At 69.6% G+C, this 21,281-nt stretch carries 20 protein-coding genes and 1 pseudogene; 10 read left to right on the top strand and 11 right to left on the bottom strand.

Going from position 1 to position 21,281, the window contains the following annotated elements:
* Positions 1-112 precede the first annotated feature (112 nt).
* Positions 113-1,450 (bottom strand): MATE family efflux transporter, encoded by a 1,338-nt coding sequence (locus tag ABT245_RS09340; protein WP_351730836.1) that lies wholly within the window; start codon positions 1,448-1,450, stop codon positions 113-115.
* Positions 1,451-1,909: 459 nt separating this feature from the next.
* On the opposite strand from ABT245_RS09340, the gene dnaB reads away from it, so the two are divergent.
* Both dnaB and ABT245_RS09330 read left to right on the top strand, forming a co-directional pair.
* Entirely contained in the window at positions 1,910-3,388 is a 1,479-nt protein-coding gene (gene dnaB / locus ABT245_RS09335) for a replicative DNA helicase (RefSeq protein ID WP_351730833.1), read from the top strand.
* Positions 3,389-3,473: 85 nt separating this feature from the next.
* The gene (locus ABT245_RS09330; RefSeq protein WP_351730830.1) at positions 3,474-4,859 is read left to right on the top strand and encodes a serine hydrolase domain-containing protein; all 1,386 of its coding nucleotides are present in this window, start codon (positions 3,474-3,476) and stop codon (positions 4,857-4,859) included.
* A 51-nt stretch (positions 4,860-4,910) separates the two neighbouring features.
* On the opposite strand, the gene ABT245_RS09325 is transcribed toward ABT245_RS09330, so the two are convergent.
* Together ABT245_RS09325 and ABT245_RS09320 are read right to left on the bottom strand one after the other, a co-directional pair.
* Positions 4,911-5,363, bottom strand: coding sequence for a GNAT family N-acetyltransferase (locus tag ABT245_RS09325; protein WP_351730828.1), 453 nt, complete (start codon positions 5,361-5,363; stop codon positions 4,911-4,913).
* Positions 5,364-5,372: 9 nt separating this feature from the next.
* Complete coding sequence (locus ABT245_RS09320; RefSeq protein ID WP_351730825.1) at positions 5,373-5,831, bottom strand: MarR family winged helix-turn-helix transcriptional regulator; 459 nt, start codon at positions 5,829-5,831, stop codon at positions 5,373-5,375.
* A 139-nt stretch (positions 5,832-5,970) separates the two neighbouring features.
* Here ABT245_RS09320 and ABT245_RS09315 point away from each other — a divergent pair, with 139 nt between their 5' ends.
* Together ABT245_RS09315 and ABT245_RS09310 are read left to right on the top strand one after the other, a co-directional pair.
* Entirely contained in the window at positions 5,971-7,179 is a 1,209-nt protein-coding gene (locus ABT245_RS09315) for an MFS transporter (protein ID WP_351730823.1), read from the top strand.
* A gap of 28 nt (positions 7,180-7,207) precedes the next feature.
* Positions 7,208-7,495: pseudogene (locus ABT245_RS09310) on the top strand (GlcG/HbpS family heme-binding protein); the annotation flags it as partial.
* A 75-nt stretch (positions 7,496-7,570) separates the two neighbouring features.
* Here the strand turns inward: ABT245_RS09310 and ABT245_RS09305 are convergent.
* Complete coding sequence (locus tag ABT245_RS09305; protein WP_351730820.1) at positions 7,571-8,437, bottom strand: GNAT family N-acetyltransferase; 867 nt, start codon at positions 8,435-8,437, stop codon at positions 7,571-7,573.
* Positions 8,438-8,776: 339 nt separating this feature from the next.
* Between ABT245_RS09305 and ABT245_RS09300 the strand changes: the two genes are divergently transcribed.
* Positions 8,777-10,357 carry a globin domain-containing protein gene (locus ABT245_RS09300; RefSeq protein ID WP_351730818.1) on the top strand — a complete coding sequence of 527 codons (1,581 nt, stop codon included), beginning with the start codon at positions 8,777-8,779 and terminating at the stop codon, positions 10,355-10,357.
* A gap of 4 nt (positions 10,358-10,361) precedes the next feature.
* Here the strand turns inward: ABT245_RS09300 and ABT245_RS09295 are convergent, their stop codons facing one another.
* The 5 genes from ABT245_RS09295 to ABT245_RS09275 all read right to left on the bottom strand — a co-directional run bounded on the left by ABT245_RS09295 (position 10,362) and on the right by ABT245_RS09275 (position 14,060).
* Positions 10,362-10,844 carry an NUDIX domain-containing protein gene (locus ABT245_RS09295; protein ID WP_351730815.1) on the bottom strand — a complete coding sequence of 161 codons (483 nt, stop codon included), beginning with the start codon at positions 10,842-10,844 and terminating at the stop codon, positions 10,362-10,364.
* Positions 10,845-10,930: 86 nt separating this feature from the next.
* Positions 10,931-11,836, bottom strand: coding sequence for a LysR family transcriptional regulator (locus tag ABT245_RS09290; RefSeq protein ID WP_351730812.1), 906 nt, complete (start codon positions 11,834-11,836; stop codon positions 10,931-10,933).
* A gap of 199 nt (positions 11,837-12,035) precedes the next feature.
* On the bottom strand, positions 12,036-13,184 hold the full coding sequence (locus ABT245_RS09285; protein ID WP_351730809.1) for a cystathionine gamma-lyase: 1,149 nt from the start codon (positions 13,182-13,184) through the stop codon (positions 12,036-12,038).
* Positions 13,181-13,672: a low molecular weight protein-tyrosine-phosphatase gene (locus ABT245_RS09280; protein ID WP_351730806.1), complete on the bottom strand. Its 492-nt coding sequence runs from the start codon at positions 13,670-13,672 to the stop codon at positions 13,181-13,183. The genes ABT245_RS09285 and ABT245_RS09280 overlap by 4 nt, the downstream gene beginning before the upstream one ends.
* Positions 13,673-13,679: 7 nt before the next feature.
* Positions 13,680-14,060 carry a phage holin family protein gene (locus tag ABT245_RS09275; protein ID WP_351730803.1) on the bottom strand — a complete coding sequence of 127 codons (381 nt, stop codon included), beginning with the start codon at positions 14,058-14,060 and terminating at the stop codon, positions 13,680-13,682.
* Between the two features lie 59 nt (positions 14,061-14,119).
* On the opposite strand from ABT245_RS09275, the gene ABT245_RS09270 reads away from it, so the two are divergent.
* The 4 genes from ABT245_RS09270 to ABT245_RS09255 all read left to right on the top strand — a co-directional run bounded on the left by ABT245_RS09270 (position 14,120) and on the right by ABT245_RS09255 (position 16,434).
* A complete protein-coding gene (locus ABT245_RS09270; protein WP_351730800.1) occupies positions 14,120-14,437 on the top strand; it encodes a cupin domain-containing protein in 318 nt (105 codons plus the stop codon).
* Positions 14,438-14,629: 192 nt separating this feature from the next.
* The gene (locus tag ABT245_RS09265; RefSeq protein WP_351730797.1) at positions 14,630-14,842 is read left to right on the top strand and encodes a DUF5326 family protein; all 213 of its coding nucleotides are present in this window, start codon (positions 14,630-14,632) and stop codon (positions 14,840-14,842) included.
* Positions 14,843-15,042: 200 nt separating this feature from the next.
* A complete protein-coding gene (locus ABT245_RS09260) occupies positions 15,043-15,897 on the top strand; it encodes an IclR family transcriptional regulator (protein ID WP_351730794.1) in 855 nt (284 codons plus the stop codon).
* A gap of 99 nt (positions 15,898-15,996) precedes the next feature.
* The gene (locus ABT245_RS09255) at positions 15,997-16,434 is read left to right on the top strand and encodes an SsgA family sporulation/cell division regulator (protein WP_351730791.1); all 438 of its coding nucleotides are present in this window, start codon (positions 15,997-15,999) and stop codon (positions 16,432-16,434) included.
* Between the two features lie 158 nt (positions 16,435-16,592).
* Here the strand turns inward: ABT245_RS09255 and ABT245_RS09250 are convergent, their stop codons facing one another.
* Positions 16,593-18,026: a YibE/F family protein gene (locus ABT245_RS09250; RefSeq protein ID WP_351731238.1), complete on the bottom strand. Its 1,434-nt coding sequence runs from the start codon at positions 18,024-18,026 to the stop codon at positions 16,593-16,595.
* 250 nt (positions 18,027-18,276) lie between these two features.
* On the opposite strand from ABT245_RS09250, the gene thiC reads away from it, so the two are divergent.
* Positions 18,277-20,112 carry a phosphomethylpyrimidine synthase ThiC gene (gene thiC / locus ABT245_RS09245; protein WP_351730788.1) on the top strand — a complete coding sequence of 612 codons (1,836 nt, stop codon included), beginning with the start codon at positions 18,277-18,279 and terminating at the stop codon, positions 20,110-20,112.
* Positions 20,113-20,237: 125 nt separating this feature from the next.
* Here the strand turns inward: thiC and ABT245_RS09240 are convergent, their stop codons facing one another.
* Positions 20,238-21,107 (bottom strand): hypothetical protein, encoded by an 870-nt coding sequence (locus ABT245_RS09240; RefSeq protein ID WP_351730786.1) that lies wholly within the window; start codon positions 21,105-21,107, stop codon positions 20,238-20,240.
* Positions 21,108-21,281 lie beyond the last annotated feature (174 nt).

Below are 21,281 nucleotides of genomic sequence, written 5' to 3'. Positions count from 1 at the left end.
CGCACCCATCAGGGGTGCGGTCCCTTCCATGTGGTCCGCTCTGGTCGATCGAGGGCGGGACGGACGCGTTTCACGTGAAACACGGCCACCCGCGGTGTTTCACGTGAAACGGTCAGCGGGTGGCACCCGTGATGATCCAACGGCCCGAACGGGAACGCAGCCAGAGCGTCAGCATCCGCACCGTCATCATCAGCGTCATGGCGGCCCAGATCGCGGTGAGCCCACCGTCGAGTACGGGAACGAGCAGGGCGACCGGGGTGAAGACCGCGAGAGTGAGCACCATGGCCCCGGCGAGGTAGGGGCCGTCCCCCGCGCCCATCAGAACGCCGTCCAGAACGAAGACCACTCCGCAGATCGGCTGGGACAGCGCCACGACGAGCAGCGCGGGCAGCGCGGCGTCCCGGACGACGGAGTCACCGGTGAACAGGGGCAGAAAGAGCGGGCGCGCCACGACCACCAGCAGTCCGAGGGCCAGGCCGACCGCTATACCCCACTGCACCATCCGGCGACAGGCATCCCGGGCTCCTTGGGGATCGTCCGCGCCCAGGTAGCGACCGATGATGGCCTGGCCGGCGATCGCTATGGCGTCAAGCGCGAAGGCCAGCAGGCTCCAGAGCGACAGGACGATCTGGTGGGCGGCGATGTCGGCATCTCCGAGGTGGGCCGCGACGGCCGTGGCGATCATGAGAATCGCCCGCAGCGAGAGCGTACGGACGAGCAGTGGGAGGCCGGCTTGGGCGGAGGCTCTGATGCCGGCGGCGTCGGGCCGTAGTGGTGCGCCGTGTTCACGTGCGCCCCGGACGACCACGACGAGGTAGACCGCTGCCATCCCGCACTGGGCGATGACCGTGCCCCAGGCGGATCCCGCGATGCCGAGCCCGGCGCCGTAGACCAGTCCGGCGTTGAGGGCCGCGTTGGCGACAAAGCCCGCGACGGCGACATAGAGCGGGGTCCTTGTGTCCTGGAGGCCGCGCAGGACACCGGTGGCGGCGAGCACGATCAGCATGGCCGGGATACCGAAGGAGGAGATACGGAGGTAGGTGGTCGCATACGGCGCTGCGGTGGCCGAGGCGCCGAGGAGGTCCACGATGGCCGGGGCCAGGGGCAGGACGACGGCGATGACGGCGAGTCCCAGCAGCAGTGCAAGCCAGATGCCGTCCACGCCCTGGCGGATGGCGGCTTGGAGGTCGCCCGCGCCGACCCTTCGAGCAACCGCCGCCGTGGTGGCGTAGGCGAGGAAGACGAAGATGCTCACGGCGGTCGTCAGGAGCGCCGAGGCGACGCCGAGGCCGGCGAGCTGGGCCGTGCCCAGATGGCCGACGATCGCACTGTCCGCCATGACGAACAGGGGCTCGGCGACCAGTGCGCCGAAGGCCGGAACGGCCAGTGCGACGATCTCTCGGTCGTGCTGTCGACGGGGGTCCCCGGGTATGGCGGAAGCCTGTGGCATGGGCGCTAATCTAATCGTCCACAGGTAAGAGATGCAAACGGTTTGTGGTCCTTACTTTTGATGTTACGGAGTGTGCTCTCGTGTACGGTTCGAGGCGATCTTGATCCGACGGGGGAAGTTTTTCTTACGCACAGCCGGTGGATGGGAAAGCCGCAGGTCAGAGCCATTTCCACGAGGGGTGTGGAGGCTTGTTCACAGGGCTGTCCACCGCGTCGTACACAGGTTTTGCCGAGTTCTCCACAGCATCGGGGCCGTCGTCCACATGGCCTGTGGATAACCAGATTGGCTGACGCTGCTGAGGGGCCTAACGTGGTCCGGCGCCCGCTTGCCTCACCGACCTCGGAACCCTCACAAAACCGACGCGGCAGAACCGGAGTTGGGCGTCCTATTTGTCAGTGCCGTGCCGTAGAAATGAGGGGCACGGCGAGGTCCGCGCGGCGGACGGGAGGAGGTGGCTCGGTGAGCATTTCCGAGCCCTTGGACGACCCGTGGGCCGACAGCGGACCCAGCGATCGTCTGCCCGCTTCCCGCCGTCGCGGGGACGCCGGCCCGAGCCGGGACGAGCAGCACGAACGGGGTCGGGAGAACGGCGGCTGGGACGGCGGTGGTTCGTCGTTCGAGCGGGTGCCGCCGCAGGACCTCGACGCCGAGCAGTCCGTCCTCGGCGGCATGCTGCTGTCCAAGGACGCCATCGCCGATGTCATCGAGGTCCTCAAGGGCCACGACTTCTACAAGCCCGCGCACGAGACGATCTACCAGGCGATCCTCGACGTCTATGCGAAGGGCGAACCGGCCGACCCCATCACCATCGCCGCGGAACTCACCAAACGCGGCGAGATCAACAAGGTCGGCGGCGCGTCCTATCTGCACACCCTCGTCCAGACCGTGCCGACGGCGGCGAACGCCGAGTACTACGCGGAGATCGTCCACGAGCGGGCGGTCCTGCGCAGGCTGGTCGAGGCGGGCACTCGTATCACCCAGATGGGATACGCGGCCGACGGCGATGTCGACGAGATCGTCAACCGCGCCCAGGCCGAGATCTACGCGGTCACCGAGCAGCGCACCAGCGAGGACTACCTGCCGCTCGGCGACATCATGGAGGGCGCCCTCGACGAGATCGAGGCGATCGGCTCGCGCAGCGGCGAGATGACCGGGGTGCCCACCGGGTTCACGGACTTCGACTCCCTGACGAACGGTCTGCACCCGGGCCAGATGATCGTCATCGCGGCGCGACCCGCCATGGGCAAGTCGACGCTGGCGCTGGACTTCGCGCGGGCCGCCTCGATCAAGCACAACCTGCCGAGTGTCGTCTTCTCGCTCGAAATGGGCCGCAACGAGATCGCGATGCGTCTGCTGTCAGCCGAGGCGCGTGTCGCCCTGCACCACATGCGGTCCGGGACGATGACCGACGAGGACTGGACCCGGCTGGCCCGCCGTATGCCGGACGTCTCGGCCGCCCCTCTTTACATCGACGACTCCCCGAACCTGTCGATGATGGAGATCCGCGCCAAGTGCCGTCGGCTGAAACAGCGCAATGACCTCAGGCTGGTCGTCATCGACTACCTCCAGCTGATGCAGTCCGGTGGCTCCAAGCGGGCCGAGAGCCGTCAGCAGGAGGTCTCGGACATGTCCCGTAACCTCAAGCTGCTCGCCAAGGAACTGGAGCTTCCCGTCATCGCGCTCTCCCAGCTCAACCGCGGCCCCGAGCAGCGCACCGACAAGAAGCCGATGGTCTCCGACCTGCGTGAGTCCGGCTCCATCGAGCAGGACGCCGACATGGTCATCCTGCTACACCGCGAGGACGCCTACGAGAAGGAGTCACCCCGCGCGGGCGAGGCGGACCTGATCGTCGCCAAGCACCGAAACGGCCCCACGGCGACCATCACGGTCGCCTTCCAGGGCCACTACTCACGTTTCGTGGACATGGCCCAGACCTGACCCCGGCGGCGGGCCCGTCGTGGACGCCGTGGGACGGCGCGGAAATGGGCTCGACGCGTGTGCCCCGAGCGGATGGACTGGGGGCATGACGACATCTCCAGAAGAACTGCTCCCCGCCACGCGGCGGGCGCTGCTGCACCGGATTGCCGTGGCGCAGGCCGAGGGGCGGGCGCCCTCGCTGGTGGCGGCGGTCGTGCGGGACGGCCGGGCCGTGTGGCACGGGTCCCGCAGCTCGATGGACGGGCACGCACCGGACGAGAACGTGCAGTACCGGATCGGGTCCATCACCAAGGCGTTCACGGCCGTTCTCGTGCTGCGGCTGCGTGACGAGGGCGTGCTGGACCTGGGCGATCCGCTGGAGAAGCATCTGCCGGGCACCGGCGCGGGGGAGGCCACCATCGCCGAACTGCTCGCCCACACGGGCGGGTTGGCGGCCGAGTCGCCGGCCCCCTGGTGGGAACGGACCCCCGGCGCGCTGCGCCCCGAGCTGAGCGATGTGCTCGGTGAAAGGCCCCTCGTGCATCCGGTCGGCCGGCGGCACCACTACTCGAACCCCGGCTACACACTGCTCGGCGCCCTGGTGGAGGAGGTGCGCGGCGCCCCCTGGGAGGAGGTGCTGCACCGGGAGGTGCTCGAACCCCTGGGCCTGGACCGGACCGGCGCCCAGCCCCGGGCCCCGCACGCGGGCGGCTGGGCCGTCCACCCCTGGGCCGATGTCCTCCTGCCCGAGCCGGTCGAGGATCTCGGCCGGATGGCACCGGCCGGTCAACTGTGGTCCACCACCGGGGATCTGGCGCGGTTCGCGGCCTTCCTCGCCCGGGGGGACGACCGGGTGCTGAGCGCGGACTCCGTGCGGGAGATGCGGACGCCCGCGGCGCCGGCCGAGGCGGCCGATGTCATGGACGGCGCCACCTATGGTCTCGGCCTGCAGATCCAGCACCGTCATGGTCGGCTGCTGGTCGGGCACTCCGGGTCGCTTCCCGGCTTCCTGGCGAATCTCACGATCAGCGTCGGGGACGACGTGGCCGCCGTGGTGCTGGCCAACTGCACCTCCGGACCGCTGCTCGGCGCGGTGGGCGCCGATCTCGTGCGGATCGTCGCCGAGGCCGAGCCGAGGATCCCCGAGCCATGGCGGCCGTTGCGTGAAGTCGACCCGTCCGTACTGGAGTTGGCGGGACAGTGGTACTGGGGCACACATGGCTATGGCCTGCGGGTGACGGCCGATGGGCGCCTCTCACTCGGCCCGCTGTCCGGCAATGGCCGCAGTTCACGCTTCCGGGCCAACGGTGACGGCACCTGGACCGGGCTGGAGGGCTACTACCACGGGGAGCTTCTGCGGGCCGTACGGCGCCCGGACGGGTCGGTGAGCCATCTGGACCTCGGCTCGTTCGTGTTTACGCGGCAGCCGTACGACGACGGCGCCACCGTGCCCGGCGGGGTGGATCCCGAGGGATGGCGGGGGATCGGTTAGTCGGCCTTGTCCGGGGTGGCCTGTTTCACGTGAAACAGGCCACCTGGTGGCTCAGAGCTGAAGCTTGAAGCCCGTGTGTGAGGCAGCGAATCCAAGCCGCTCGTAGAAACGGTGCGCATCGGTGCGGCTGTTGTCGGAGGTCAGCTGGACCAACTGGCAGTTCTGGCACCGGGATTCCTCGATCGCCCACTCGATGAGCCGTGTGCCCAGGCCGCTGCCGCGCGCGTCGGCGTGGATGCGTACGGCCTCGATGATCGACCGGGTGGCGCCATGCCGCGACAGTCCCGGAATGATCGTGAGCTGGAGCGTGCCCACGACGCGGCCTTCCCGCACCGCGACGACCTGGTGCTGGTTCGGATCTGCGTCGAGTCGCTTCAGCGCGGCCAGATACGGGGCGAGATCGTCCGGGGACTCCCGTTGATCCCCCAGCGGGTCGTCGGCGAGCATGCCGACGATGGCGGGGACGTCGTCGGCGACGGCGGCACGTATAGCGAGATCTGCCATACCGGCACCCTATGTGGGCACGTTCAGTGACTCGACGACCCGTACGAGCGGGGCCAGTTCCGGATGGGCGGCCGCCTCGTCAAGGGCTTCGCGCAACGCGGCGTCATTGGTCGGCCGTGCTGCCGTGAGCAGGGCGAGTCCCGCCTCCGTGACGTTCGTGTAGATGCCACGGCGATCCGTCGGACACAGATAGCGCTCCAGCAGGCCACGGTCCTCAAGCCGGGTGACCAGCCGGGTGGTGGCGCTCTGGCTCAGGACCACCGCGTCGGCGACCTGCTTCATCTGCAGATGACCCCCGTCGCCGTCGTGCTGCCTGCTGAGCACGTCGAGCAGCGAGTACTCGCGCACGCTCAGGCCGTGCCCGGCCTGCAGGGCGCGCTCGATATGCGCCTCGATCCTCCCGTGCAGCAGGGAGAGGGCGCACCAGCCCTGGGTAAGGGCGGTGAGCGAGGGGTCGGTCGCTGTCATGGCGGTTCCTCCGTCCCGGAGCGGCTGAGACCAGGATAGAGCAGCCCCGCAATTGCCTGCGGTTGCATATAGCCCGCGTCTGCAACTATTGTAAGCGCAGGCAAGACGCATCTGCAATCACCAGGGAAGGGTTGTCCTCATGCCTCTCGCGCTTCTGGCCCTCGCGATCGGGGCCTTCGGAATCGGCACGACCGAATTCGTGATCATGGGCCTACTGCCCGAGGTGGCTGGCGAGTTCGGCGTCTCCATCCCCGCCGCGGGCCTGCTCGTGATCGGCTACGCGCTCGGCGTGGTGATCGGCGCCCCGCTGATGACCGTGCTCGGCACCAAGGTTCCGCGCAAGCGGATGCTGATGCTGCTGATGGGCCTGTTCATCGTCGGGAACCTGTTGTCCGCCCTCGCTCCCGCCTTCGCGGTCATGCTGGCCGGGCGGGTGATCGCCTCCCTGGCCCACGGTGCGTTCTTCGGCATCGGATCGGTCGTCGCCGCTGAACTGGTCGCCCCGAACAAGAAGGCCGGGGCCATCGCGATGATGTTCACCGGGCTGACCGTCGCCAACGTGGTCGGTGTCCCGCTGGGCACGCTCATCGGCCAGCACGTCGGCTGGCGGGTGACCTTCGGTGTCGTCGCGGCCCTCGGTGTCGTCGGTCTGGTCGGCATCGCCCGGCTGGTCCCCGAGATGCCCAGGCCCGAGGGGGTGCACCTGCGCCATGAACTGGCCGCCTTCAAGAACGCCCAGGTGCTGCTCGCCATGGCGATGACCGTCCTCGGCTTCGGCGGAGTCTTCGCGGCCATCACCTACATCGCGCCGATGATGACCCATATCGCCGGCTTCGCCGACGGCTCCGTCACCTGGCTGCTGGTGCTCTTCGGCCTCGGCATGGTCGCCGGCAACCTCATCGGTGGCAGGTTCGCCGACCGCGCCCTGATGCCCATGCTGTACGTCTCCCTGGGCGCCCTGGCTGTCGTGCTCGCCCTCTTCACGGCCACCGCACACCACAAGATCGCGGCGGCCGTGACCATCGCGCTGATCGGCGCCCTGGGCTTCGCCACCGTGCCGCCCCTGCAGAAGCGTGTCCTCGACCAGGCACACGGTGCTCCCACGCTGGCCTCGGCCGTGAACATCGGGGCCTTCAACCTGGGCAACGCCCTCTCTGCCTGGCTCGGCGGCATCGTGATCTCGGCAGGCTTCGGCTACACCGCCCCCAACTGGGTCGGCGCCGCTCTGGCCGCGGGCGCACTGCTGCTCGCCTTCCTCTCGGCCGCCCTGGAGCGCCGGGGCTCCGCCGTCGGCACCGTGATGGCGGGCGGCACGCCCACCACCCAACGGACGGCCGTCCACCACTGAGCCGACCCCGGCCCGGGAACGAAACCGTCTGGCGTTCGGCCGGGACGACCGGGCGGTGCTGGTCTCCGGAAAGACCAGCACCCGCAAGGCGTACACCGCGCTCCAACTGAACGCGCCCACCGCCGGTCTGATGGACGCCGTACAGCCCGGCGGACGCTTCCACACCCTGCCCACCGCGCTCGACTGGCCCCTGCTGTATCGCGGGCGCATCCCGGTGCACCGCGACGGTCGGCTGATCGGCGCGATCGGCGTGAGCGGCGGCGCGCCCGAGCAGGACCACGGCTTCGCCCTCACGGCCGTCAGCGCGCTCGTCTGAACGCTTCTCCCGTACCGGACAACGCCGGCTCCCGCCTCGCAGCGGAAGCCGGCGTCCGTCGTCCGCGAGCGTTCCTCAGCCCGCCGCCACGGTCAGCGGCGCGAACCGTCGGGTCCAGTCGCCGGGCAGATCCGTACTGCCGTATGTCATCACCGCGTTGAAGGCCACGGACGCCAGCCCGCGTTCCCTCGCCCAGGCCAGCAGTTCCTCGTGCCGTACATCGATGTCGGTGCGCAGCGGGCGCTCGGTATGGGCGGCGAGGGCGGTGATCAGGGCCTTCGCGGTCTCCGTGTCGCGGGCGATCAGCGGCCCGACGACATGGGTGTCCATATTGGGCCAGGCGCCCGCATAGCCGATGATCCGGCCGTTGTCCTCGGCGACATACAGCCGGTCGGCGAAGGCGGGGAGCCGGGTGATGACGGGGGTGCGGTCGACGCCGAACACCTCCTCGTCGAGCCGGAGGATCGAGGTCAGGTCCTCGGCGGTGGCCGCACGGGTCGCGACCGCTGACGGCGGCCCCTGAGGGCTGAAGCGCCCGCGCACCATCTCCGCGCGACCGATGACCTTGAAGCCCAACTCCTCGTACAGCGGGCGGCCGTACGGCGTCGCGTACAGCGTCAGGGGTGTGGTCCCCATCGTCGACACGACATGGTGCATCAGCCGGCGTCCCACGCCCTGGCGGGCGTGCCGCTCGGCGACCAGGACCATGCCGACGGCAGCCAGGTCGGGGTGTTCCCGGGGGCCGTACTCCGTGACGACACAGGCGGCGACGAGACCGCCGTCGGGGTCGTCGATACCGTGCCCCCTTCCTGCCGTGAGGAGGAAACCCCACTTGTGTTCCTCGCGGGGCCACCCCCGATCCTCTGACAAGTCGGCGCAGGCGCTGAGATCGCGGGGCGTCAGGCGACGGATGGGCAAGGAGGCGAGGGAAGGTGTTGGCACGCAGGTCAGGCTGTCCGAACTGCACCCCTGACGTCTACCTGTTTCGGGTAGACACACCGTTCTTTTGGTCATGGGGTGGTCGTCACCACGGTGTGCCGATGCGGATGTTTCACGTGAAACCGGGATCGGAATCCGGCCGAGGCCCACGCAAGGAGGGACTTGTGTGCGTGGCGGCTGCCGGTATGGTCGACTCCGGTTCATGTCCGGGGTGGGGTTCACACCGCTCGGAACGCGACGCCGTGGTGGCCTCACCGGCCGCCGGGGCGCAGCGAGAAGGCAAGCCGTCCGCAGGGAAAGCAGGCACCTTCCGATCGAGGAAGTGCGCGGACGGACCGAAAGATGTTCGAGGCGAGGCACACCATGGACGCTCCGACCACCACGTCGGCGGACAACCGCACGTCCGACGGGGGCGGCTGGTTCACGCCCCACCGAACGCCGCCGGTCGCGCCGTCGGACAGCGATCAGGAGTCGCGGGAGGGCCACCGCCCGGCCGTGCTGCGACCGGTGGGCCGCCGCACGCCGGAGACCCACGAGCACCCGTCCGCGACCGCCCCTGCCGCCCCCGCCCCCGGCTCGTCGCCTTCCGAATCATCGTCCCCAAGCTCTCTGCCAGCCGACTCGCCGACCCCAGGCCCGACGACGACCACAGGCGAGGCCCCGGAGGCCGGGGGTAAAACTCCACCGGCCGCCGAGCGAATACCGGGGCCCGGCTCCTCACCCTTCGAGGCGCCGGCCACCCCGTCCGACCCGCCGCAACGCGACCAGCGTGTGCCCGCGCAGCGTTCCGCGCCCGTCTCCCCGCAGGCATCACCGGACGCCCTTCTCATCCGTCGCACCATGGCCGAGGTCGGTCCGGTCGCCGACAAGGTCACCTCGTACTTCTATGCGCTCCTCTTCGTGCGCCATCCCGATCTGCGGCCGCTGTTCCCGGCCGCGATGGACACCCAGCGGGACCGGCTCCTGAAGGCTCTGCTCACCGCGGCCGAACACATCGACGACACCCCCGTCCTCATCGACTATCTGCAGAACCTCGGCCGTGGCCACCGTAAGTACGGCACCCGGGCCGAGCACTACCCGGCCGTCGGCGAGTGCCTCATCGGCGCGCTGAGCAAGTACGCCTCCGCCGTCTGGGACGCGGAGACGGAGGCGGCATGGGTGCGGGCGTACACGACGATGTCGCAGGTGATGATCGACGCGGCGGCCCTGGACGAAATGCGCTCCCCGGCCTGGTGGCACGCGGAGATCGTCAGCCATGAACTCAGGACGCCCGACGTGGCGGTCGTCTCCGTGCGCCCGAACCAGCCCTATCCCTTCCTCGCCGGGCAGTACACCAGCCTGGAGACCCCCTGGTGGCCGCGGATCTGGCGGCACTACTCCTTCGCCTCCGCGCCCCGTTCGGACGGGCTGCTGACGTTCCATGTGAAGGCGGTCCCCGCGGGCTGGGTCTCCAACGCCCTGGTGCACCGCGCCCGCCCCGGTGACACCATCCGGCTCGGCCCGCCGGCCGGCTCGATGACCGTCGACCACACCACGGACAGCGGTCTGCTCTGCCTCGGCGGCGGCACGGGCATAGCGCCCATCAAGGCGCTGGTCGAGGACATCGCCGAACACGGCGAGCGCCGCACGGTCGAGGTGTTCTACGGCGCCCGCACCGACCACGACCTGTACGACATCGACACGATGCTCCGGCTCCAGCAGGCCCACCCCTGGCTCTCGGTCCGGGCGGTCATCGACCAGCAGGCGCATCTCCGGCTCCCCGACGCCATCCGGGAGTACGGCCCCTGGAACGAGTACGACGCCTATCTCTCGGGGCCGCCCGGGATGATCCGCAGCGGGGTCACCATGCTGCGGAACGCAGGCGTCCAGGCGGAGCGCATACGGCATGACTCGGTCGAGGAACTCGTCACCGTCGGGGACTGAACCGTCAGCCGAGGTCGGGGGCGTGCATGGCGCGCACACCTTCGATATTGCCGTCCAGATAGTGCCGCAGCGACAGCGGCACGAGATGGACGGAGGCGATGCCGACGCGGGTGAACGGCACCCGCACGATCTCGTACTCGCCCATGGGCTGGTCCACTTCGGGGCCATGGCGCAGGGCCGGGTCCATGGACTCCAGTCGGCAGACGAAGAAGTGCTGCACCTTCACACCGGTCGCGCCGCCGTCCTCGCCGATGTGCTCCACGGTGTCCACGAAACAGGGCACCACATCGGTGATCTTGGCGCCGAGTTCCTCGTACACCTCGCGGTGCAGGGCGTCGACGACGGTTGTGTCCTTCGGCTCGACCCCGCCACCGGGGGTGACCCAGTAGGGATCGATTCCGGGTTTGGTGCGCTTGATCAGAATCAGGTCGTCGCCGTCCAGGAGGACGGCGCGTGCGGTGCGCTTGACCACGGGTCGGACGGTCATGGAGGAAATGTGGCCCGGCTGGTTCCACGTGAAACATCGCAAAGGGCCACGACCCGACCGCACGGTGTGACCCGGCCCTGGGCCGCTCAGTCCCAGTCCGTGGCCGCCCGCCGGAGCCATTCGTGCGCCCGGGCGATATGCGGCATGGCGAGGGTGCCGGTGCGCACCACCAGGAAGTACGTGCGCAGCGGCGGCACCGGGGGCTCGTGCAGCGCGATCACCTCGCCGCGGTCGAGGGCGCAGGCACACAGATAGCGGGGCAGGACGGCGAGGCCCGCGCCCGCCGTCGTACACGCGAGGACCGCTCGCAGATCGGGGACGATTACGGTGCCCGAGGCGGCCGGGCGGCAGCCGAAGACGGAGGCCCAGTACCGGGAGACGAAGGGCAGCGACTCGTGGACCTCGACGACGGGCAGGTTCTCCAGGGCGGGCGCCCCTTTGCCGCACAACCGCCCGGGGTCGATCTCCTCGGCCCAGCGTGGGGCGGCGACCAGGACATGCTCCTCGTCGCACAGCGGGGTCGCGGTGAGCAGGGCACCGCGGGGGCGGGCCGTGCTGATGGCCAGGTCGTGATGTCCGGCGGCCAGCCCCTCCAGGATCTCCTCGGGGTTGCCGAAGGAGGCACGGAGGGCGAATCCCTGACCGTCGTCGCCGGTGAGTTCCGTGAGCGCCGGGAGCGCACGTAAGGCGGTGAACTCGGGCGGGCCGGCCAGATGCAGGGTGCGCGGGGAGGACTCGTCGTCCAGGCCGGTCTCGGTGATCTCCACCAGGGCGTCGAGATGCGGGGCGGCCTTATGGGCGAGTTCGTCGCCGATGGTCGTCGGGGTCACCCCTCGGGCCTTCCGCAGAAACAGCGGGCGGCCCAGCTGCCGCTCCAGCGTCCGGATCTGGGAGGTGACCGCCGGCTGGGACAGACCCAGCAGCGCGGCGGCGCGAGTGAAGGAACCGGCCCGGTGCACGGTCACGAAGGTGCGCAGCAAGGCCAGATCCATGGCATGCCCTCCCCTTCCCCTGCTCCTTGCGCGGCCCCCCGGGCAGGGCCCAACGATAAATAAGTCGATAGGTCTCTGCCGCTACTGTGATTGGACACTGACAGAGAGTCAACTAGCCTTGTTGGCGCGGTTCTTCGCGCACGGAACCGCGGCGGTCCGAGCCACGAGGGGGGGGAGGCTCGGACCGTCCGTCAGCCGGTCACGGAGCCGACTCGTCCAGCGCGCGCAGCAGGTCGGCCACCAGGTCCTCGGGGTCCTCGGCGCCGACCGACAGCCGGATGAACCCCTCCGGGACCGGATCCCCGCCCCAGCGGCCACGGCGTTCGGCCGTGGACCGGATGCCGCCGAAGCTCGTCGCGTCCTCGACGAGCCGCAGCGCCTCCAGGAAACGCTCGGCACGCCCGCGCGTGGGCAGCGTGAAGGAGACCACGGACCCATAGCGCCGCATCTGCCGCGCGGCGACCTTGTGCGAGGGGTCGTCGGGCAGCCCCGGATAGCGCAGCCCGGCCACCTCGGGCCTGTCCCGCAGCGCCAGGGCGACGGTGAGTGCCGTGGCGTCCTGCCGGTCCACGCGCAGCTGGAGCGTGGCGATGGAACGGTGCGCGAGCCAGGCCTCCATGGGCCCCGAGATCGCCCCGACGATCTTGCGCCAGCGGCGCACGGCGGCCATCGCCTGCGGATCGCGCCCGGCGACATAGCCCAGGAGCAGGTCCCCATGGCCGGTGAGCTGCTTGGTGCCGCTGGCCACCGAGAAGTCCGCGCCCAGCTCCAGGGGGCGCTGCCCCAGCGGCGTGGCCAGGGTGTTGTCGACGGCGACCAGGGCGCCACGCGTGTGTGCCGCCTCGGCCAGGCGCCGGATGTCGCACACGTCGAGCCCGGGGTTCGACGGCGTCTCGATCCACAGCAGCTTCGCTCCGTCCAGCGCGTCGAGCTGGGCGTCGCCCGCGGTCGGCGCGGTGCGCACCTCGATGCCGTACGCCTCCAGCTGGGCGCGCACCAGCGGCAGCACCTGGTAGCCGTCAAAGGGCAGTACGACCGTGTCCCCGGCGCGCAGCTGGGAGAAGAGCACCGACGCGATGGCCGCCATGCCGGAGGCGAACACCAGCGTCTCGACACCGTCCCGCCCGGGCGCCTCCAGCTCGCCGATGGCGCCTTCCAGCAGCGTCCAGGTCGGGTTGTCGTCACGGCCGTAGGCGTAGGGGCCCGTCACCTCGCCGGGCAGGTGGAAATGGGCGGCGAAGACAGGTCCGGGCAGTGTCGGCTCGTGCTTGACCGGCTCGGGCAGCCCGGCGCGGACCGCGCGTGTGCCGTCGCCGGGCCGGCCGCCGTCCTCGGTGGTGTCGCTCATGCGGCCCGTCCCTCCAGATGTTCGCGTACGGCGGTGAGCAGCCCGGTGCTCGCCGCCTCCACCATCTCAAGGCACTCCGCGAAGCCGTCCAGCCCCCCGTAGTACGGGTCGGGCACGTCGAGATCGTCCCCGGCCCCGGGGTCGTACGAGCGCAGCAGCCGCACCTTGCGCGCGTCCTCCTCCGTGGGTGCCAGGCGGCGCAGGGCCTTGAGGTGTCCGGAGTCCAGGGCGATCACCAGGTCGAGCCGGGAGAACCACGACGGCTGGAACCGCCGGGCCCTGTGATCGATGTCATAGCCGTGTTCGTCCAGGACGGCGACGGTGCGCGGATCGGCGCCATCGCCCTCGTGCCAGCCGCCGGTGCCGGCGCTGTCGACCTCGACGAGATCCGCGAGTTCCGCCTCCGCCGTGCGGGCGCGGAAGACGGATTCGGCCATCGGGGAGCGGCAGATGTTGCCGGTACAGACGAAGCAGACGCGGTAGACCATCGTGGGTTCAGTCCTTGCCTTCGGGCAGGACGAGGTTCAGCGCCCAGGACACGATCGAGATGATCAGACCGCCGAGAACGGCGGTCCAGAACCCCTCCACGTGGAAGCTCAACTGGAGCTTGTCGCACAGCCATGAGGTCAGCAGCAGCATCAGCGCGTTGACCACCAGGGTGATCAGGCCGAGCGTCAGGATGAACAAGGGGAAGGTCAGCACCTTCACGACCGGCTTGACCAGGAAGTTCACCAGGCCGAAGATCAGGGCGACGACGATCAGCGTACCGATCTTCTTGGCGGTGCTGTCACCTGTCAGGGTGATCTTGTCGAGCAGCCACACGGCGACGGCCAGGGCACCCGCATTGGCGAGCGTCTTGACTACGAAATTCTTCATGTGTCTGATCGTGGCAGACGAGACCGGCGACGAGCAGTGGGGCGAGGGCGGCAAGGGCGATGAAGGCATTCCGGCTGGACGAACTGGAGGCGGAGCGCGCCGCCAACGAGGGCGCTTACCTGCAGTTTCTGCGTGAACGGAACATGTCGGTCGGTCTGTACGCGCTCAATGCGGGCGAGCACGACCCGCAGCAGCCGCATCGCCAGGACGAGGTGTACTTCGTCGTGAGCGGTCGTGCCTCGATCACCGTCGGCACGGAGACGACGCAGGTGGCGCGCGGCAGCGTGGTGTACGTGCCGGCCGGCGTGGCCCACAAGTTCCATCACATCAGCGAGGATCTGCGGGTCCTGGTGGTCTTCTCTCCGCCCGAGGCGTGACCGTGGCCTGCCGGGTCCCTAGGGGAACGGTCAGGGGCGGACAAGGGGTGCGAGGCCCCCGCGGCGGCGCCCCGCGGCCCTAGCATCGAGAGCGGGACATCGACGACCATCGAGGCATCGACAGGCGTCGAGGACCCTCGGACGCGTGGAGCGTGTCCGGGAACGCTTGCGACGCAGAGAAGGACGAGGGCAATGCGAGAGATCTTCGCGGGACTGCCGTGGTGGGTGAAGTGGGTCGCGGTGCCGGTCATCGCCCTGGTCGTGTTCGGCGGCCTGATCGCGACCGTGGTCGGCTTCGTGATCGGCCTGCTCTTCAAGGCGCTGATCTTCGTGGCGCTGGTCGGCGGACTCATCTATGTGGTGCGGAAGTTCATGTCCAGCTCCTCGTCGCGCGGCGACTGGTGAGCACCTTGGGAGCACGGTGACGGTAACAGGAATCACCGGTTCCCTCGCGCGAGGGAAGTTTCCGGGCAGACCGGCCCACAGCCGTGGCCGACGGTTAGAGTCCGGAACTCCACGCGGGGTCCAGCCCCTCCGGGCGGCGCAGGCCCCACCCGGGTTCCCCCGCACGGGCTGCCCCTCGCGCTTCGGGAGTGACTTCGGCCATGGTTGACACCGCACCCGCGGAGACACACACGTCTCCCTTGCCGACATCCACCGCTGCGCCTCCCGTGCCGCGGCCGCCCGCCGCGGCCATCCCCGAGCGGCCGCCCGCCGCGACCCTCATCGGATCTGTGCAGCGCGCGATGCGCCTGCTGGAGTGTGTCGCCGGGCACGAGTACGGAGCGCCCGCCAAGCAGCTGGCCCGCGAGACCAGGCTGGCGCTCCCCACGGCTTACCACCTGCTGCGCACCCTCGTGCACGAGGGCTATCTGCGGCGTGAGAAGGGGCTGTTCTTCCTCGGTGAGGCGGCCGTGCGGCTGAGTGGCAGCGGTGCGAAGCAGAAACGTCGCAGCACGGTGGCCGCCACGCTCGCGCGCTGGCGCGACGCCATCGGCGTCCCCGTGTACTACGCCGTGTACCGGGAGGGTGAGATCGACGTCGTGTGCGTCTCCGACACCCCGGGCAATCCGGCGGTCGAGGAGTGGGCCGACTTCCGCGAGACCGGGCACGCGCACGCGATCGGCCAGTGCCTGCTGTCCCAGCTGGACGACGCGGCGCGCCGCGACCACCTCGACCGCTACCCGGTGCAGTCCCTCACCCCGTACACCGTGCGTGACGACCACAGCCTGCTGAGGCGTCTGGAGCGGACGCGGCGGATGGAACCGGTGATGGAACGGCAGGAGTACGCCCTGGGTACGGTCTGCGCCGCCGTGCCGATCACGATCGGCAGCACGGCGGCCACGATGGCCATCTCGATGCCCGCCCGCCAGGCCGATCGGCTGCTGCCCACGGTGGAGCAACTGCAGGCCGGGATCGGACGGCATCTCGGGGCACTCGCGCTCTCTATCAGTATCTGAAAACTCACTCCTTGTGATCTGTCGCATACGTTCAGCAAGATGCCCTCAGTTGCAGTGGGGTCATTCGAGGCCGGTCGGCGTTACACGACGGGGTAGGCGATGCGCGAGTCCGTACAGGCAGAGGTCATGATGAGCTTTCTCGTCTCCGAGGAGCTCTCTTTCCGCATTCCGGTGGAGCTGCGGTACGAGACCTGTGATCCCTATGCCGTACGGCTGACCTTCCATCTGCCCGGGGACGCCCCGGTGACCTGGGCCTTCGGGCGGGAGTTGCTGGTCGACGGCGTGGGCAGGCCGTGCGGGGACGGGGATGTGCATATCGCGCCCACCGATGCCGAGGTTCTGGGCGAGGTGCTGATCCGGCTTCAGGTCGGCGGCGACCAGGCCGTCTTCCGCTCCTCGGCGCCACCGCTGGTGACGTTCCTCGACCGTACGGACAAGCTGGTGCCGCTGGGCCAGGAGGGGGCGCTGGCCGACTTCGACGCCCATCTCGACGAGGCCCTGGACCGCATCCTGGCCGAGGAGCAGAGCGCCGGCTGAGGCGTCCCGCGTCGCAGAGCCCGCCCGACCGTGCCGCACCGGATTGCGCAGGAACGCTTCTCCTTGTCCCTTTCGGCCTTGCACCGGCTCCCCCGCGTCCGCCGCACCGCGCGGGACAGCGCCATGCCGGGCGCTCCACCGTGCTTGCCCGCGGGATGTCAGCGCTTGCGGCGCCTGCCCCGTCCGCCACGCGCCACGGCGGGCTGCCCCGTCCCAGCGGGGGCCTGTCCCGCCGCTGCGGTCGCCGCTGCCTGCCGCCCCGGCCGGTCGGCCGACACCACCAGTGCCGCCAGCGCCGTGGTGACGGGCACCGAGGCGACGAGGCCGATCGAGCCCACCAGGGTGCGGACGATCTCCTCCGCCACCAGTTCGCTGTTGGCGACCGTGCCGACACTGCTCTGCGCGATCGAGAAGAGCAGCAGCAGGGGCAGCGCCGCACCGGCATAGGCGAGGACGAGTGTGTTGACGACGGATGCGATGTGGTCGCGGCCGATGCGGATGCCCGCCCGGTACAGCCCGCGCCAGCCCATCGAGGGATTGGCCTCGTGCAGCTCCCAGACGGCCGACGTCTGCGTCACCGTCACATCGTCCAGGACGCCCAGCGAGCCGATGATGACGCCGGCCAGGAGCAGACCGCTCATGTCGATCGCAGGATACAGACCGTGGATGAGGCCGGTGTTGTCGTCCGTGTTGCCCGTCAGCGCCGCCCAGCCGATGAACCCCGAGCCGAGGACGCCGATCAGCAGGAGCGAGACCAGTGTGCCGAGCACCGCCACCGAGGTCCGGGCCGACAGCCCATGACAGGTGTACAGGGCGATCAGCATGATGGCGCTCGCTCCGACCACCGCCACGACCAGCGGGTTCGAGCCCTGGAGAATGGCGGGCAGGATGAAGAGGGTCAGCACCATGAAGCTGATGGCCAGGGCGACCAGCGCCATCACGCCACGCAGCCGGCCCACCACCACGACGGCGAGCGCGAAGACCCCGGCGAGCAGCACCAGGGGGAACTTCCGGTTCACATCGGTGACCGAGTACTGCAGGTCCTTCGGGGCCGACAGCTCGTATGCGACGACGACGTTCTCGCCCTGGTGCAACTGCCGTGACTGGTCCGGCTGGACGATCTCCGTGAATGTACGGCCCTTGTCCTTGCCGGTGTCGACCCGGATTGTGGCCTTTTTGCAGGTGCCGGTTGCCTGCTGCTGTGCGGAGTTGCCCTCGGCGGTGGACGTGTCCCCGGTCGGGGTGTCTCCCGAGGCGTTCACCGACTTGCAGCTCACCGCGACGACCTGGGTGACCGTGGCCTGCTGCGTCTGCCGGTCGAAGCCGACCCCGGTGCGCTCGTGGGACGGAGCGCTACCGGGCCAGAGCACCACAAGCCCGACGACGACCGCCGCGGCGAACGGGATGAGAACGGCCGCGATGACCTTGCGCAGATGCTTGGAGACGGGCGCCGCGGGACCATGACCGTGACTGTGGGCGTGGCCGTGCTCGTGGCCGTCACCGGAATCGTGGCCCTCGTGGCCGTGTCCGCCGCCCTGCGCGGAGCCGTGGCTGCGCTGCGGCCCGGACGGGGGGTGGGGGGACTGCTGCATCGTGGTCACCGACCGATCATCGCAAGAACGACAGGGGCCCTCTGTTCACCGCGCCCGAATTGACGCTAGCGTGGAGGCACCTTTGCACACGCGGGAGCTCGGAGCACCGGGCTGAGAGGGCGCTGACCTCCGTCTTCGCGATGTTTCACGTGGAACGAGTGATGTTTCACAGGAAGCACCGATGGACGGACACCGCTGCGTCGACCGCCGAACCTGTTACCGGGTAATGCCGGCGTAGGGAGTAGGTCTCATGACCAACAAGGACGTACGCACGCCTGTCTCCACACAGCACGCGGTGAACGGATCCGTCAACGGGTCCGATGACGCCGATGACGCGGGGGCGGGACGATCCATCGGCTGGCACAAGGGGTATGTCGAGGGCTCGCGCCCCGATCTGCGGGTGCCGGTCCGTCAGGTGCACCTCACCAACGGGGGGTCGGTGACGCTCTACGACACCTCGGGCCCGTACACCGATCCGCTTGTCGAGACCGACGTCCGCAGGGGTCTGCCGCCGCTGCGCGATAACTGGATCATCGCCCGTGGTGACACGGAGGAGTACGCGGGCCGCCCCGTCCGTCCCGAGGACGACGGGATCAAGCACACCTCGCCGCGCGGCGGTCTGCGCAACCTGGACGCGGTCTTCCCGGGCCGCCCGCGCCAGCCGCGCCGGAGCCGCGAGGGCGGAGCGGTCACCCAACTCGCCTATGCGCGGCGGGGCGAGATCACTGCGGAGATGGAGTTCGTGGCGGTCAGGGAGAACGTTTCTCCCGAGGTGGTCCGGGAGGAGATCGCCGCAGGACGGGCCGTGCTGCCCGCCAATGTCAACCACCCGGAGACAGAGCCGATGATCATCGGCAAGCGGTTCCTGGTCAAGGTCAACGCCAACATCGGCAACTCGGCGGTGACGTCCTCCATCGAGGAGGAGGTCGAGAAGATGACCTGGGCGACCCGCTGGGGCGCCGATACGGTCATGGACCTGTCCACCGGCCGCAATATCCACACCACCCGCGAGTGGGTGCTGCGCAACTCCCCCGTGCCCATCGGCACGGTGCCGCTGTACCAGGCCCTGGAGAAGGTCGACGGCAGGGCCGAGGAACTGACCTGGGAGATCTACAAGGACACGGTCATCGAGCAGGCCGAGCAGGGCGTGGACTATATGACCGTCCACGCCGGGGTGCGGCTGCCGTTCGTGCCGCTGACCGCGAACCGCAAGACCGGCATCGTCTCGCGCGGCGGATCGATCATGGCCGCCTGGTGCCTGGCGCACCACAAGGAGTCGTTCCTGTACGAGAACTTCGAGGAACTGTGCGAGATCCTCGCCGCCTACGACGTCACGTACTCGCTCGGCGACGGCCTGCGCCCCGGTTCGATCGCGGACGCCAACGACGAGGCGCAGTTCGCGGAACTGCGCACGCTCGGGGAACTCAACCGGATCGCGAGGCGTTTCCAAGTACAGACGATGATCGAGGGCCCGGGACACGTCCCGATGCACAAGATCAAGGAGAACATCGACCTTCAGCAGGAGATCTGCGATGAAGCTCCGTTCTATACGCTCGGCCCGCTGACCACGGACGTCGCTCCGGCCTACGACCACATCACCTCCGGCATCGGTGCCGCGATGATCGCCTGGTGGGGCACGGCCATGCTCTGCTACGTCACGCCCAAGGAGCACCTGGGCCTGCCCAACCGGGACGATGTCAAGACCGGCGTCATCACCTACAAGATCGCCGCCCATGCGGCCGACCTCGCCAAGGGACACCCGGGCGCGCAGGAGTGGGACGACGCGCTGTCCGACGCCCGCTTCGAGTTCCGGTGGGAAGACCAGTTCAATCTCGCCCTGGACCCGGACACGGCACGGGAGTTCCATGACGAGACGCTCCCGGCCGAACCCGCCAAGACAGCCCACTTCTGCTCCATGTGCGGACCGAAGTTCTGCTCGATGAAGATCAGCCACAGCATCACGGAACGGTTCGGCGGCGACGCGGCCGACGGGGCCTCACCGGAGGACATCGCCGAGGGAATGTTCCAGAAATCGAAGGAGTTCGCCGCCGGCGGCAACCGGGTGTACCTGCCGATCGCCGACTGAACGCGGCGTCGTCCCGAACACCAGGAATGTGGCCGGAATACGGCGTCCTTGGCGCCGGGCTTCTCGGGAGTCGACGGGTGGCACCGGGTGCCCGGCTTGCGCCCCCTCGGGGGCGCAAGCCGGGATCACTCCGGCTGGTGGTCCGGGCCGCCGAAGTCCGGGCTCGTGTAGTCCGGGCTGCTGAAGCTCGGACGTGAGCCCGGTGCGGAGCCGTCCTCGGGGCTGCTGAAGCCCGGGCGGCCGTAGCCGAGGCGCGGCATGCGGCTGGTCGGCGCAGGCGGATGCGTACGCAGGTTCGCCGTCATGCCGGGTTCCGCCAGTGCGTCCCGCAGGAACGGCAGGATGCCCCGTTCCAGCAGGGCCTCCTGCCAGGCTTCCCGGGCCCGGACCAGCTCCGTGTTCGCCGCCGCGTACGCTCCCACCTCCAGCGAGGGGCGGTTGCGCAGGGCGGTGAGCAGCAGGCCGACGGCGGCGACGAGGATCGCGGCAGCGGTCACCGCCCCGAACACCCAGCCCGCGGTGAGCATGGTCTGGGCGAACGCGGGCTCGGGGTCGAGCAACTTCAGGACGTAGCCGACGAGCAGGAATATCGCCGCGGCGGTTCCGGCGAGGACGGGGGCCAGGACCGCGACGACGGCGATGGCGCCCGCGCCGGTGGTCTCGGCGGCCTCGCCCAGGGTGGCGGCGAGCCCCACCGCGCCCGAGCCCGGGTCCGTGGAACCGGATTCCGGGGTGGACGAGGACAGGGTGGACGGCGCCGGCTGGCGCAGTTCCTCGCGGACCTTCACATAGTGCTGGTACTCGGTCGCCGCGGTCGCCGTGATGAGTGCGGTGGCGTTCAGCGCCATCGTGCGCAGCTGTTCGGAGTTCAGCCGCTGTCCGACAGTGGCCAGGTCAGGGCGGTGTGGTGCGGAGCGCAGCGCCTCATCGAGGATCCGCTCGTAGTCCTGGCGGTCCTCGTTCAGCAGGTGCTGCGGAACGCTGTTCATGTGCATCCCCCGATGCTCCGTAGGGCTTGGGGCTCGCACGCCGGCGAGCCGTCGGGCAGAAACGGAGGGGAGCCTGCTACGGATAAGCCGATGGTAGAGCCGTGACGGTACGCGGTGACAGGGGGTTGCCGGAAATTGGCAGCCGGCCGGCGCGGACGTCGTGGCGGGGCGCCTGCCCTG

This window comes from Streptomyces sp. NPDC001508, from assembly GCF_040298665.1.
Taxonomy (GTDB): domain Bacteria; phylum Actinomycetota; class Actinomycetes; order Streptomycetales; family Streptomycetaceae; genus Streptomyces.
This window is presented reverse-complemented; position numbering and strand designations above follow the sequence as displayed.

Coding starts and splice junctions, on each gene's coding strand:
- ABT245_RS09250 (WP_351731238.1), bottom strand. CDS start 18,026: ATGCAGCAGTCCCCCCACCCCCCGTCCGGGCCGCAGCGCAGCCACGGC.
- ABT245_RS09340 (WP_351730836.1), bottom strand. CDS start 1,450: ATGCCACAGGCTTCCGCCATACCCGGGGACCCCCGTCGACAGCACGAC.
- ABT245_RS09330 (WP_351730830.1), top strand. CDS start 3,474: ATGACGACATCTCCAGAAGAACTGCTCCCCGCCACGCGGCGGGCGCTG.
- thiC (WP_351730788.1), top strand. CDS start 18,277: ATGACCAACAAGGACGTACGCACGCCTGTCTCCACACAGCACGCGGTG.
- ABT245_RS09315 (WP_351730823.1), top strand. CDS start 5,971: ATGCCTCTCGCGCTTCTGGCCCTCGCGATCGGGGCCTTCGGAATCGGC.
- ABT245_RS09300 (WP_351730818.1), top strand. CDS start 8,777: ATGTTCGAGGCGAGGCACACCATGGACGCTCCGACCACCACGTCGGCG.
- ABT245_RS09240 (WP_351730786.1), bottom strand. CDS start 21,107: ATGCACATGAACAGCGTTCCGCAGCACCTGCTGAACGAGGACCGCCAG.
- ABT245_RS09255 (WP_351730791.1), top strand. CDS start 15,997: ATGCGCGAGTCCGTACAGGCAGAGGTCATGATGAGCTTTCTCGTCTCC.
- ABT245_RS09260 (WP_351730794.1), top strand. CDS start 15,043: ATGGTTGACACCGCACCCGCGGAGACACACACGTCTCCCTTGCCGACA.
- ABT245_RS09325 (WP_351730828.1), bottom strand. CDS start 5,363: ATGGCAGATCTCGCTATACGTGCCGCCGTCGCCGACGACGTCCCCGCC.
- ABT245_RS09265 (WP_351730797.1), top strand. CDS start 14,630: ATGCGAGAGATCTTCGCGGGACTGCCGTGGTGGGTGAAGTGGGTCGCG.
- ABT245_RS09320 (WP_351730825.1), bottom strand. CDS start 5,831: ATGACAGCGACCGACCCCTCGCTCACCGCCCTTACCCAGGGCTGGTGC.
- ABT245_RS09275 (WP_351730803.1), bottom strand. CDS start 14,060: ATGAAGAATTTCGTAGTCAAGACGCTCGCCAATGCGGGTGCCCTGGCC.
- ABT245_RS09295 (WP_351730815.1), bottom strand. CDS start 10,844: ATGACCGTCCGACCCGTGGTCAAGCGCACCGCACGCGCCGTCCTCCTG.
- ABT245_RS09280 (WP_351730806.1), bottom strand. CDS start 13,672: ATGGTCTACCGCGTCTGCTTCGTCTGTACCGGCAACATCTGCCGCTCC.
- ABT245_RS09290 (WP_351730812.1), bottom strand. CDS start 11,836: ATGGATCTGGCCTTGCTGCGCACCTTCGTGACCGTGCACCGGGCCGGT.
- ABT245_RS09270 (WP_351730800.1), top strand. CDS start 14,120: ATGAAGGCATTCCGGCTGGACGAACTGGAGGCGGAGCGCGCCGCCAAC.
- ABT245_RS09285 (WP_351730809.1), bottom strand. CDS start 13,184: ATGAGCGACACCACCGAGGACGGCGGCCGGCCCGGCGACGGCACACGC.